We start from the raw sequence: 13,198 nt of genomic DNA, 5'->3' as shown, positions 1-13,198 counted from the left end.
GCGCTCAGTACATACGACGCAGAGCAAACTAACCGTATAAGCTCCTGTCTACGGGGATCGGGGCGAAACACAAGTGAGTGTTTCGCCAAATGCGCCGTCCTTGTGCGCTTCCCCGTATCTGGGGTCGGGAGCTTGAACGGAAGTTTGCTAGTCTGCTTACGTAAAGACGTCGCGCTCGTGTCACACAAGTCCCGGGCTTGGGTCGGGGAATGAGGAAACTGGGAACGAGGAGTTGGACGTTGGGGAAGACGGCACATTTTATGTGCACCGTCTGTGCAAGTTAGCCTGGTATGGGAGCTTTCTAGTGTTGAATTACATCATAGGTCTTGCACCAGAGGAGATGTGTAATGGATGAAGCTTGAACGTTTAAACTACGACTAGGTTATCTGATAAATTGAAACGGGTAACTATTTAGTGTACAATATATAGGTTGAAGGCATTTTTTGGGAGGAAACAGCTTTGCTAGATAATAAAGATATTAATCAAGATCCTACTGACAAGTATAATGCAGGGCAAATCGAAGTTCTTGAAGGCCTGGAAGCTGTTCGTAAACGTCCTGGTATGTATATTGGTACGACAGGGAGCCGAGGTCTCCATCATCTTGTTTACGAGATTGTTGATAACAGTATTGACGAAGCGCTAGCTGGAGTTTGTGATTTAATTGATGTATTTATACATGCAGACAACAGCATTACTGTAAGTGATAACGGTCGAGGCATTCCAGTCGATATACATCCTAAAACTGGTAAACCTGCTGTTGAGGTGACTCTGACAGTATTACACGCTGGTGGAAAATTTGGTGGCAGTGAGAGTGCTTATAAAGTATCGGGTGGTCTTCATGGAGTAGGCTTAAGTGTAGTAAATGCTTTGTCAAAATGGTTAATAGTAGAGGTCTCCAAAGGAGGCTATGTTTACCATCAGGAATATGCACAAGGAAAACCTACCACTGAGCTTGTAAAGATAGGGACAACCGAGAACACTGGAACAAAAATTACGTTTATCCCAGACTCGGAAATTTTCGAAGAGACTGTTTATGACTTTGATATTTTGGCACATCGTCTCAGAGAACTATCGTTTTTAAATAAAAGTGTGAAAATTAACTTCACGGATGAGAGAACAAACGTCAAAGAAACGTTTTTACATACGGGAGGTATTCAAGATTTTGTAAGGTATCTCAACAAAAGCAAAGATTGTTTGCATGCCCAGCCAATTTTTATTGAAACGACCAAAGAGCATGTACAAGTTGAAGTTTGTATTCAGTACAATGACAGTTATGCCGAAAATTTGTTTTCCTACGCTAATAATATTAATACCCAAGAAGGAGGAACTCATGAGGCAGGTTTTAAGTCGGCTTTAACACGGGTGATTAATGATTATGCCCGTAAAAGTAATATGCTAAAGGCTGCTGATTCCAATCTGTCGGGAGATGATATCAGGGAAGGATTAACCGCCGTAATTTCCGTTAAAGTTCCTGACCCGCAGTTTGAAGGACAAACGAAAACAAAACTTGGAAATAGTGAAGTCAGAGGCATCGTGGATTCGGCAACAGGGGAAGGCTTAAGTACTTTTCTCGAGGAAAATCCATCAATAGCTAGAAAATTTATTGATAAGTCTGTTCAAGCAGCTCGAGCTAGAGATGCTGCGCGCAAAGCTCGAGAGTTAACCCGCCGTAAGAGTGCTTTAGAGGGAACATCCCTTCCGGGCAAACTAGCGGATTGTTCCTGGAAAGAACCTGATCTGTGTGAAATGTATATAGTTGAAGGAGATAGTGCAGGTGGTTCTGCCAAACAAGGAAGGGATCGACGTTTCCAAGCGATTTTGCCTTTACGTGGGAAAGTTATCAATGTGGAAAAGGCCAGACCTGATAAAATACTGGCAAATACAGAAATTAGGGCCATGATTACCGCAATGGGAACTGGTTTTTTCGATGAATTTGATATTACTAAGGCGCGCTATCATAAGCTAATTATTATGACAGACGCCGATGTAGACGGTGCTCATATTAGGACACTTTTATTAACCTTCTTTTATCGCTATATGAGACCTTTAATTGAGAATCATTATGTATATATTGCACAACCCCCTCTCTTTAAGGTTAAGAAGGGGAGAGACGTTCAATATGCTTATACTGATAAAGAACTCAACAAAATTTTAGATACGATAGGTAGAGAAAAAGTTGAACTTCAGCGCTATAAAGGCTTGGGAGAAATGAATCCAGAACAATTATGGGAGACCACGATGGATCCTGAAAAGCGCACGATTTTACAAGTTACAATCGAAGATGCTATACGGTCGGAAGAAATGTTTACGGTCTTGATGGGAGACAAAGTAGAACCACGCCGCGACTTTATTAACCGTTATGCTAAAGATGTACGTAATCTAGATACTTAAAGGAGTGCTCATTCATGTCGGATGAAATGCAGGGAGGGAAAGTCCTTCCCGTTGAAATTGCGGATGAAATGCGAAAATCTTTTATCGACTATGCCATGAGTGTTATTGTTAGTCGTGCCTTGCCTGATGTTCGAGACGGTCTTAAACCAGTGCATCGCCGAATTCTTTATACCCTTCATGAATTGGGTCTGACCCCCAACAAACCGTACAGTAAGTCAGCACGTCTTGTCGGAGATTGTATGGGTAAATTTCATCCGCACGGAGATAGTTCAATTTATGATGCTGTTGTACGTATGGATCAGGATTTTGCTAGTCGCTATCCGCTGATTGACGGTCATGGAAACTTTGGTTCTATAGATGGTGACTCTGCGGCAGCCATGCGTTACACTGAGCTTCGAATGGCCAAAATGGCTACCTATATGTTGGCGGATATTGATAAAGATACCGTTGACTTTACGCCAAACTATGATGAAAAACAAGATGAACCCACGGTTTTGCCTGCAAAGTTCCCAAATTTACTCGTCAATGGTTCGTCAGGTATTGCTGTTGGAATGGCAACCAATATACCGCCTCATAATTTATCAGAAGTTATTGCCGCGACGATTGCTTTAATGGACAACCCAGAGTTATCCATAGATGAGCTAATACAATATATTCAAGGCCCTGACTTCCCAACTGGTGGGAGTATCATGGGCTACGAAGGAATTAGATCTGCGTATACAACTGGGAGAGGGTCTATTAAAACAAGGGCCAAAGCAAAAATCGAACGAATGGAAAAGTCCGGAAAGACTCGTATACTCGTTACGGAAATTCCGTTTATGGTTAATAAGGCTAGAATGATTGAGAAAATTGCTGACCTTGTGCGGGATAAGAAACTAGATGGTATTACCGATTTGAGGGATGAATCAGATCGTTCAGGGATGCGCATTGTGATTGAACTAAGGCGTGATGTTAACCCGAAAGTCATCTTAAACAAACTCTATAAACATACTCAGATGGAAGAAACGTTTGGCGTCAATATGTTGGCACTGGTGAATGGTCAACCGAAAACGCTTACACTTAAGGACATGCTTCATTATTTTATTGAACATCAAAAGGACGTTATTGTCCGGAGAACTAAATTTGAACTCAATAAAGCAGAGGCAGAAGCGCATATCATAGAGGGACTGCGCATAGCCCTTGACCATATTGATGAGGTTATAGAAACCATTCGTTCCTCTACAAATGAAGCAAATGCTAGAGAAAATCTATCGATACGTTTTGGTTTGAGTGAAATACAAGCCCAAGCCATTGTCGATATGCGCTTAAAGCGCCTGACTGGACTAGAACGTGAAAAATTAGAAAACCAATATCAGGACTTGATGAATACCATAGCCCATCTGAAAGCAATTCTTGCTTCCGCAAGTATGGTCATTGGAATTATTAAGGCTGAACTGGAAGAAATCAATCGCAAATTTGGAGATGCCCGTCGGACAATGATAACGGTTGATGTTAGTAAGATGGACATAGAAGATCTCATTGCAGTCGAAGACGTGGTTATCACGGTAACCCATTATGGCTATATTAAAAGGTTACCCCTAAGTACTTATAAAAGTCAGCATCGAGGTGGTAAAGGTGTTCATGGTATGGCAACCAAAGAACGGGACTTTGTAGAACATCTCTTTACCACTACGACGCATCATTATATTCTGTTCTTTACGTCCCAGGGTAAAGTGTATCGTTTGAAGGCTCACGAGATTCCAGAGGCCAGTAGAGTAGGCAAGGGGACTGCTGTGATTAATCTCTTGAATCTAAGCCAGCATGAAATGATTACCGCAGTTATGGCAATTAAAGACTATAGTTCGGATTTCTTCCTGATTACAGCTACCAAAAAGGGGATTATGAAGAAGACCGCACTGCAAGAATATGATTCGTCACGAAAAGATGGATTAATTGCCTTAACACTAGATGACGAAGATGAACTGATTGGTGTCAAGCTAACCCAAGGGTTAGATGATATTCTACTGGCCACAAAAAACGGTATAGCGATTCGTTTCGCAGAATCAGATGTAAGGTATATGGGACGTACCGCACGCGGGGTAAAAGGTATAAGGCTTGAAGCAAACGACGAGGTTGTCGGTATGGATGTAATCGGTGATGAAGGAGAACTCTTGACCATGAGTGTCAATGGTTTTGCCAAACGCACCAATCTCAAGGAATTCCGTGTGCAAGGACGTGGCGGCAAAGGAATTATTGTCATGAAGCTAAATGACAAAACAGGTACCTTAGTTGGAATTAAGGTTGTTCAAGTGGAAGATCAACTTATGGTCATCACAAATAACGGGATCATGCTTCGGATTCAAGTAGCAAGTATTTCTAATCAAGGCCGATCAGCCCAAGGGGTTATGGCTATGCGTACTGGAGCAAGTAGTGTCGTTGCGTTTGCTAAAGTCTTGATGAAAGATGAAGAGGAAATAGGAGAGTCCGAGGAGTCCGAAGAATCCGAAGAAGAAGATTAAATTGACAAAATTCGAGCTAGGTGTTACCATAGCTGGAATCAGAAGTCAGAGTTCAGAGGTTAGACGCCAGATAAAAGGCATTTTAAGCAAAAAGTAGATTTCTCTCTAATTCATACTAGCATTAGAAAAATAAAATTCAGGAGGTAATTTAAATGACAGATATTGGATCGTTAAAAGTTAAAACTGGACTTGCAGAAATGCTCAAAGGTGGCGTCATTATGGATGTCACAACCCCTGAACAGGCAATAATAGCACAAGAGGCTGGAGCGTGTGCCGTAATGGCTTTAGAGCGTGTTCCTTCGGATATTCGGGCTGAAGGCGGGGTCGCACGAATGGCTGACCCTTCAATTATTCAAAGTATTATGGCTGTGGTATCGATTCCTGTCATGGCGAAAGCACGGATAGGACATTTTGTTGAAGCCCGAATCTTAGAAGCTCTAGGTGCGGATTACATTGATGAGTCTGAAGTATTAACTCCTGCAGACGATTCTTATCATATTAATAAACATGATTTTAAAGTGCCCTTTGTTTGTGGTTGTCGTAATCTTGGAGAAGCATTGCGTCGAATTGGTGAAGGGGCTGCAATGATTCGTACTAAAGGAGAGCCTGGAACGGGTAACGTTGTAGAGGCCGTTCGACATATGCGTACAGTTATGAGTGAAATCCGTGCTTTAACTTTAATGCCTAAGGAAGAGCTTATGGCAGCTGCCAAAAATATGGGGGCCCCCTATGATTTAGTTCTATATATTGCAGAACATGGTAAACTACCAGTAGTTAACTTCGCTGCAGGGGGTATAGCTACACCAGCTGATGCGGCATTAATGATGCATCTTGGAGTGGATGGCATTTTTGTAGGGTCTGGAATCTTTAAATCGGGTGATCCTAAGGCGCGTGCAAAAGCAATAGTCATGGCTACAACTCACTTTAAAGACGCAAAAATTCTTGCTGAGATTTCTAAAGATTTAGGACAAGCCATGTCAGGTATTGAGATTTCTACTTTGGCTGACTCTCAGCGCATGCAAGAACGGGGCTGGTAATCATGAAAAAGCGTGTTGGCGTTTTGGCACTGCAAGGTGCTTTTCGCGAGCACCGGCAGGTTTTAGAGCATTTAGGGTGCGATGTTATAGAAGTGCGTAAAACCAGTGATTTTGAAGGAATCCATGGACTTATTATTCCCGGTGGGGAAAGTACGACCATTGGTAAGCTCTTGATGATCGATGAAATGGGGGAAAAAATTAAGGAGCTTGGAACTCAAGATTTACCCATTTTTGGGACATGCGCCGGTATGATCCTACTTAGTAAGACAATAATAGATAGTGATCAGTATCGATTAAACCTGATGGACACTGTAGTAGAACGTAATGCCTTTGGAAGGCAGGTAGCAAGCTTTGAAACAGATCTGCTGGTACCTGCGATGGGTCCAAATCCACTACGCGCGGTATTTATTCGAGCACCTTACCTTCGGGAAGTTGCTCCGAATGTAGGTATTCTGGCAGAGTATGAAGGCAGGATTGTTTTTGCACGTCAAGGAAATTTATTGGCCAGCGCATTTCATCCAGAACTTACTCCAGACCTACGGGTCCATCAGTATTTTTTAGACATGATCGATGAACATTAGGCGAAGGTCCCTCACCATTACGACGCCTTGCCGTCCATGGCGGCGCTACTAACCTCGAACGTCCTGTTTGAGTATTGGTTTCCAGGGACACTCGTCCATCCATGGACAGCGTATCAGTGAGTGAAACTAAGGCTATCGCCGGCGAAGCTTGGCGCTAGCCAAGTTTTCTTTATACTAATCAGAAAGTATAACTGTTAGTTATATACTTTCTGGAAGCATAAGTGCAACTAAGGCTATCGCCGGCGCCTGAAGCTTGGCGCTAGCCAAGTTTTCTTTATAGCTGGGAGGCTTTTATTATGTTGGATCTCAAGTTTGTTCGTAATAACCCTGAAGTGGTTAAAGAAGCGTTGCAAAAGCGTCACGTGTCAATTAGCCTAGATCACTTTTTGACGCAAGAAGAAGAAAGACGTAGACTACTTTTTGAAGTTGAGACCTTAAAGGCCCGTCGTAATTCTGTTTCAGAAGAAGTCGGACGACTTAAGAAAAACAGGGAAGATGCGGAAAGCCTCGTTTTAGAAATGCGTGAGGTCGGGCAAAGCATTAAGGATTTAGAAGAAAAATCAGCGGATATTGTGCAAGAGATGGAAAAAGTTCTCTATGAGATTCCAAACATTCCTCACGAATCTGTGCCGGTTGGTTCGGACGAAAGCGCTAATGTTCAAGTTCGTACATGGGGGATCCCTCGGGTGTTTGATTTTGAACCAAAGGCGCATTATGAGGTCGGTGAAAAGCTGGATATTTTGGATTTTGTACGGGCGGCAAAAGTCACAGGTGCTCGTTTTACATTTTACAAAGGGTTAGGAGCTAAGCTGGAACGTTCTCTTATATCCTTCATGCTTGATCGACATGCATCCAAGGGTTATACAGAAATACTTCCTCCGTACATGGTTAATCGCACGTCGATGATTGGGACGGGTCAACTTCCTAAATTTGAGGAAGATGCATTCAAGATTGTTGGAACGGAATATTTCCTAATTCCCACAGCAGAAGTACCAGTAACCAATCTTTATCGTGACGAAATCTTAGACGGCAGTCAATTGCCAATTCACCACTGCGCCTACAGTGCATGTTTTCGATCTGAAGCCGGTTCTGCAGGACGGGATACGCGAGGGCTTATTCGCCAACATCAATTTAACAAGGTGGAGCTTGTCAAATTTTCTCTACCTGAAAATTCGTACAAAGAGCTTGAATTGTTGACTGCGGATGCCGAGAGAATCCTTCAAGAACTGGAACTTCCTTACCGAGTTATGGCGTTATCGACTGGCGATCTCGGGTTTACTTCCGCTAAAACCTATGATTTGGAAGTATGGCTACCCAGCTTCAATACCTATAGGGAAATTTCGTCTTGCAGCAATTTTGAAGATTTCCAAGCGCGTCGGGCAAACATTCGTTTTAGGAGAGGTCCTAAAGAAAAACCAGAGTATGTCCATACTTTAAATGGCAGCGGGTTGGCTATTGGGCGAACAGTAGCAGCAATTATGGAAAACTACCAGGAAAATGACGGCAGGATACGTGTTCCTAAAGCATTGCAACCTTATATGGGAGTTCAATATATCGGGTAATTTATGTTGGTATTGCGAGGATTTCCAATATATTATAAAAGTTTAGTTGTTTTTATTTAAAATATATGATATGCTTTCTTTCGGTCATCATTCTTGGAGGGGTGTTCGAGCGGTTTAAGGACCTGGTCTTGAAAACCAGTGATCTCGCAAGGGGTCCGTGGGTTCGAATCCCACCCCCTCCGCCATATATGCGCCTGTAGTTCAGCTGGATAGAGCGTCAGACTTCGAATCTGAATGCCGGGGGTTCGAATCCCTCCGGGCGCACCATTTATTATTTTAATAGATTCCACTAAGGCCTCGTAGCTCAGGTGGATAGAGCGGGGGTTTCCTAAACCCTGTCTTGCGGAGGTTCGACTCCTCCCGGGGTCACCAACAAAATCGAGGTAACTATGCTTCATCAAGATTGGATGCACGTCGCGCTCAGACAAGCTCAGATGGCCTTTGAACAAGGGGAAGTTCCCATTGGGGCAGTTATTGTTCTTAATGGTCAAGTGATTGCTCTAGCGCATAACGAAAGAGAACAGAAAAATGACCCTACAGCACATGCTGAGGTCTTAGTAATCCAGCGAGCAGCCAAAGTATTAGAAAGTTGGCGGCTGACGGATGCCACCCTGTATGTAACCTTAGAGCCTTGTCCGATGTGTGCAGGAGCTATCATGCAGTCTCGCATAAAGCAACTTGTCTTTGGGGCGATGGATCTAAAAGGCGGAGCTACAGGTTCAGTGATGAACGTCTTAGACTATACTTTGTGGAACCATAGAGTCGATGTCGTGGCTGGGGTTCTGGAAGAAGAGTGCTCGGATATCTTAAAATCGTTCTTCAAAAGATTGCGCTGATTTTCAGCGTTATTTTACGCTAGTCAGAGAGTTTTTTAGGCACTTTTTCATACGGAGGAGTATCGAAGTGGTTATAACGAGAACGACTCGAAATCGTTTGACGGTGTAAGCCGTCCGTGGGTTCGAATCCCACCTCCTCCGCCATTACATATATTTAAATCAAGGGCCTTCGCAACATAACGCGAAGGCCCTTTTACTGTGATTAGGATATTGGGAGGAGAGCAGCGATATTCTTTGACATAACGGTACATAATGATCATAATTATGCTACCATCTTCTTATGGATCGCAATGCCCGCCAGAAAGTCTGATTGCAGTATGTATTATTGTTTTCGTTTACAAGGAGCTATTTAAACTATGAATATAAATCACCTCTGGATCATCGTCTGTGCTAGTTTTGTCTTCTTTATGCAAGCGGGCTTTGTTTGCTATGAAGTTGGGTTTATTCAATCCAAGAATGTTATTAGTGTGGCTATTGAAAATATCCTCACGTTAGTCATCACAACTTTGGTTTATTGCTTTTTGGGTTTTGCCCTGATGTTCGGTCCCACTCATCTGGGAATTTTCGGTGGCAACTACTGGTTTCTCAGCCAGCTCCCCCTTGCTGATCCTTCCCTGGGATATGTCTTTGTTTTCTTTGAACTTATGTTTGCTGGTACAGCAGTAACAATTGTCTCCGGGAGCATGTCTGAAAGAACCCGTCTACTCCCTTTACTAATCGCCGCAGTTTTTCTAGCTGGCTTCATTTATCCCCTGTTTGGGCATTGGGTATGGGGTGATTTATTCCTTAGTCAACCTGCCTGGTTAAAACAGCTGGGTTTTTTAGATTTTGCTGGAGCTACGGTCGTTCACGGAACGGCAGGGTGGGTTTCCTTAGCTGGTATCATCATGGTCGGGGCGCGCAAAGATCGTTTTGATGCTACAGGAAAAATAACAAAATTAGGGCGATCTAACATACCCTTTGCAGCCTTGGGAACGTTCATTTTATGGTTTAGTTGGTTCGGTTTTAACGGCGGCAGCCTGATGGAGTTTAATGACCGAGTCGGTTTGATTCTTTTAAACACAAATTTTTCAGCAGCTTCGGGGGTTGTCGGTGCGATACTAACCAACCATTTTTTCGTTAAAGACCATAGTTACTTGGAAGCTATCTTTGCGGGAGCCTTGGGTGGTCTGGTCGCTATCACTGCCGGTTCCAACTACCTCGAGCCAATGGATGCAGTTATGGTAGGGTTTATCTCCGGTTCCGTCGTTGTCTTTTCCGGATTGTGGTTGGAAAAGCTTGGCTTGGATGATGCCGTGGGAGCAGTGTCCATTCACGGCTTTGGTGGCGCTACGGGCACAATTTTATTGGCTTTTTTAGCACCATCGGAATTTCTGAACGGCCAAACACGCTTGGTCAAAATTTTGGTACAGCTGACAGGCGTGAGCGTTAATTTTCTCTGGGCATTTGGCTTAGGGCTGTTGATGTTTTATCTGATCAATAAAACTCTTGGACTGCGGGTTTCTGAAGAGGAAGAAGAAAAGGGATTAAACATTGTTGAATTCGCCGATCTTTACTCTTGGCAGGACTATTTGAAAATGACGCACTATGAGAGTCTGACTCAGGACCTCAGCGGAACAATCCAAGTGCAAAATCAATTGTTGCAGAAGCAGGCCAAGCTGCTCGTGGAAACTCAGGAGCAAGAACGGGTAAAACTCGCCAGGGATCTTCATGACGGTGTTGGTCAATCCCTCGCTGCCTTAAAACTACAATTAGGCATGATTGCCCAAAAAATTAAGCTCGAACATCCGAATTCACAACTAAGTGGGCAGGTCGAAAGTACTGTCAGCTTAACCACTGAAACCATTGAGGAAATACGAGGGGTTTTATTTAATTTGAAACCGTCTCTTTTGCAGGACAAAGGATTAGCGGCGTCTGTCGAAGTTTTATTGAAGAACTTAGAGAAAGCCAGTGGCATCCGGTTTAAATATAATTTATTAGCTAAAATGCCCATCTGGGAAGATGCCGAAAGCTTAAATCTTTATCGGGTGATTCAGGAATGTTTAACGAATATCTTAAAACATGCCCAGGCGACTGAAATTGTCGTCAACTTTAGCAAACTCAGGAGCAATCGGTATCTTTTTCAAATCACTGATAACGGCCAAGGGTTTAATGTTCATGAAGTGCAGGCCGGGTTGGGTCTAAGTTCCATACAAGAGAGGCTAAAAATGCTCGATGGGAAGTTAAAGATCTTTACTGAAGAAGGAAAAGGGACAACCTTAATGATGGAGGTACCTTATGACAATTAAGGTGTTTTTAGCCGATGATCATAAAATTCTACGCGAATCTCTGATTTTTTTACTACGACAGGAAAGGGATCTTGAAGTTATCGGTGAGGCCGCTGATGGTCACCGAGCTATCGAGGAAATTCTGCGCTTGAAACCGGATATCGCAATTTTGGACATCTCCCTCCCTCGACTTAATGGTCTGGAAGTCGCCGCACGTCTTAAAAAAGAAGACCCCGCTATTAAGATTATTATCTTGACTATGCATAAGAATGAGGATTTTGTGGCCCGGGCGTATCAATTGAAAGTGAATGGTTATGTCTTAAAAGATAACGCTCTGGAGGAACTCCTAAAATCGATTAGAATTGTCCAGGCTGGCGGGATATATATTTCCTCAGATATTACTTCGACGGTGGTAGCTGGCTTCGTTGCTAATTTCAATCAAAAAGGGGGAAAAGCTGAACTAATTTCTTCCCGCGAAAAGGAAATAGTGCAGCTTCTTGCTGAGGGAAACAGTAACAAGGACATTGCTGAACTCTTAAATTTGAGTTTAAAGACCGTGGAAACTCATCGTTCGAATATCATGCATAAGCTGGGTTTGAAGAGTATCACGGATTTAGTTTTATATGCTGTTCGCAATCATTTCATCGAGCCCTAGAAAAATACAGAGAAAATCTCAGTGAAATACAGGATAATCCTGATTAACTTATCCACCACCCTGTTCTAAGATATAGGTAACACGAAATCTTAAACAGTGGGAGGTTTTTGGGATGATCAACAGTGGGGATACAGCTTTTGTTTTAATCAGTGCTGCTCTAGTATGCCTAATGACGCCAGGATTGGCTTTCTTTTACGGTGGATTGGTTAGAAAAAAGAATGTTTTGACCATAATGATTCAAAGTTTCATTTCCATGGGTATTGTCACAGCAATTTGGTTTTTTGGCGGTTTTAGTCTAGCCTTTGGTAAAGACGTTCATGGTATCATCGGTAATTTCCAATATTTTGGCTTACAAGGAGTCGGCATGAGCCCCAATCCTACTTATGGACCGACGATTCCGTTTTTAGTGTTCTATATTTATCAGTCAATGTTCGCTATTATTACTCCTGCTTTGATTACTGGTGCCTTTGCTGACAGGGTAAATTTTAAGAGCTACCTCAAGTTTTTAGTCTTGTGGAGCATTTTAGTCTATATCCCTTTGACTCATTGGATCTGGGGCGGAGGGTTTCTGGCTCAGATGGGCGTGGTTGATTTTGCCGGTGGTATCGTTGTCCACGTCAGCGCTGGTGTTGCTGCCTTAGCCTCTGTTTTTTTTGTTGGCAAACGCGTTATGGTGCCCGGGGAAAAAACAGCACCTCATAACATTGCTTTTGTGGCGTTAGGAACAGGCCTCTTATGGTTTGGTTGGTTCGGTTTCAATGGCGGCAGCGCTTTGGCAGCGAATGGAATCGCAGCCACTGCCTTTGTGAATACTGATATTGCTGGTTCGTTTGCTATGATTACATGGTTACTGATTTCCTGGATTCATGAGAAGAAACCGACCATGGTCGGCGTTCTGACAGGGGCGGTAGCCGGTTTGGCGACCATTACACCGGCAGCGGGTTATGTCCAGCCCTGGGCTGCTGTAATCATCGGTATCTTGTCCTCCATAGTTTGTTATGTAGCTGTGCAAGTTCGAATTAAACTTGATTGGGACGATGCCCTTGACGTCTGGGGAGTGCATGGCGTCGGGGGTATTCTAGGCTCCATCCTGGTTGGCGTTTTTGCCGTATCAGCCGTAAATGGGACGAGCGGTCTGATTGAGGGTAATGTCCACCAATTCCTGGTGCAAGTTTTCGGGGTTGCCTTTACTGCTCTCTATGCCTTTGTTGTAACCTATCTCATTCTCAAAGTCATCAATGTTTTCGAGTCAGTTCGCGTACCCGAAACCACTGAGATACTGGGATTAGACGCCTCCATCCACGGGGAATCCGCTTACGAGTTTTAGAAGAGGGTATTCCTCAACGTTATTGATAGAGATTCTCAGCACGT

9 protein-coding genes and 4 tRNA genes are annotated in these 13,198 nt (G+C 43.3%); all 13 read left to right on the top strand.

Going from position 1 to position 13,198, the window contains the following annotated elements:
• The first annotated feature begins 459 nt into the window (after positions 1 to 459).
• Positions 460 to 2,391, top strand: coding sequence for a DNA topoisomerase (ATP-hydrolyzing) subunit B (gene gyrB / locus E4K67_RS18965; RefSeq protein WP_135549601.1), 1,932 nt, complete (start codon positions 460 to 462; stop codon positions 2,389 to 2,391).
• A 14-nt stretch (positions 2,392 to 2,405) separates the two neighbouring features.
• Positions 2,406 to 4,889 carry a DNA gyrase subunit A gene (gyrA, locus tag E4K67_RS18960; RefSeq protein WP_135549600.1) on the top strand — a complete coding sequence of 828 codons (2,484 nt, stop codon included), beginning with the start codon at positions 2,406 to 2,408 and terminating at the stop codon, positions 4,887 to 4,889.
• Between the two features lie 152 nt (positions 4,890 to 5,041).
• A complete protein-coding gene (gene pdxS / locus E4K67_RS18955) occupies positions 5,042 to 5,926 on the top strand; it encodes a pyridoxal 5'-phosphate synthase lyase subunit PdxS (RefSeq protein WP_135549598.1) in 885 nt (294 codons plus the stop codon).
• 2 nt (positions 5,927 to 5,928) lie between these two features.
• Positions 5,929 to 6,507: a pyridoxal 5'-phosphate synthase glutaminase subunit PdxT gene (gene pdxT / locus E4K67_RS18950; protein ID WP_135549596.1), complete on the top strand. Its 579-nt coding sequence runs from the start codon at positions 5,929 to 5,931 to the stop codon at positions 6,505 to 6,507.
• A gap of 296 nt (positions 6,508 to 6,803) precedes the next feature.
• On the top strand, positions 6,804 to 8,069 hold the full coding sequence (gene serS, locus E4K67_RS18945; RefSeq protein WP_135549594.1) for a serine--tRNA ligase: 1,266 nt from the start codon (positions 6,804 to 6,806) through the stop codon (positions 8,067 to 8,069).
• Between the two features lie 95 nt (positions 8,070 to 8,164).
• Positions 8,165 to 8,254, top strand: a tRNA-Ser gene (locus E4K67_RS18940).
• 5 nt (positions 8,255 to 8,259) lie between these two features.
• Positions 8,260 to 8,336: transfer RNA gene (locus E4K67_RS18935), tRNA-Arg, on the top strand.
• Positions 8,337 to 8,362: 26 nt separating this feature from the next.
• Positions 8,363 to 8,441, top strand: a tRNA-Arg gene (locus E4K67_RS18930).
• Positions 8,442 to 8,458: 17 nt separating this feature from the next.
• Positions 8,459 to 8,905: a tRNA adenosine(34) deaminase TadA gene (gene tadA / locus E4K67_RS18925; protein ID WP_135549592.1), complete on the top strand. Its 447-nt coding sequence runs from the start codon at positions 8,459 to 8,461 to the stop codon at positions 8,903 to 8,905.
• Between the two features lie 53 nt (positions 8,906 to 8,958).
• A tRNA-Ser gene (locus E4K67_RS18920) sits at positions 8,959 to 9,049 on the top strand.
• Between the two features lie 212 nt (positions 9,050 to 9,261).
• Positions 9,262 to 11,193, top strand: coding sequence for an ammonium transporter (amt, locus tag E4K67_RS18915; RefSeq protein WP_135549590.1), 1,932 nt, complete (start codon positions 9,262 to 9,264; stop codon positions 11,191 to 11,193).
• On the top strand, positions 11,183 to 11,827 hold the full coding sequence (locus E4K67_RS18910; protein ID WP_135549588.1) for a response regulator: 645 nt from the start codon (positions 11,183 to 11,185) through the stop codon (positions 11,825 to 11,827). Before amt ends, E4K67_RS18910 begins: the two co-directional genes overlap by 11 nt.
• Before the next feature lie 112 nt (positions 11,828 to 11,939).
• Entirely contained in the window at positions 11,940 to 13,154 is a 1,215-nt protein-coding gene (locus tag E4K67_RS18905; RefSeq protein WP_135549586.1) for an ammonium transporter, read from the top strand.
• Positions 13,155 to 13,198: the final 44 nt, after the last annotated feature.

This window comes from Desulfosporosinus fructosivorans (assembly GCF_004766045.1).
In the GTDB taxonomy this organism is placed as follows: domain Bacteria; phylum Bacillota; class Desulfitobacteriia; order Desulfitobacteriales; family Desulfitobacteriaceae; genus Desulfosporosinus; species Desulfosporosinus fructosivorans.
This window is presented reverse-complemented; position numbering and strand designations above follow the sequence as displayed.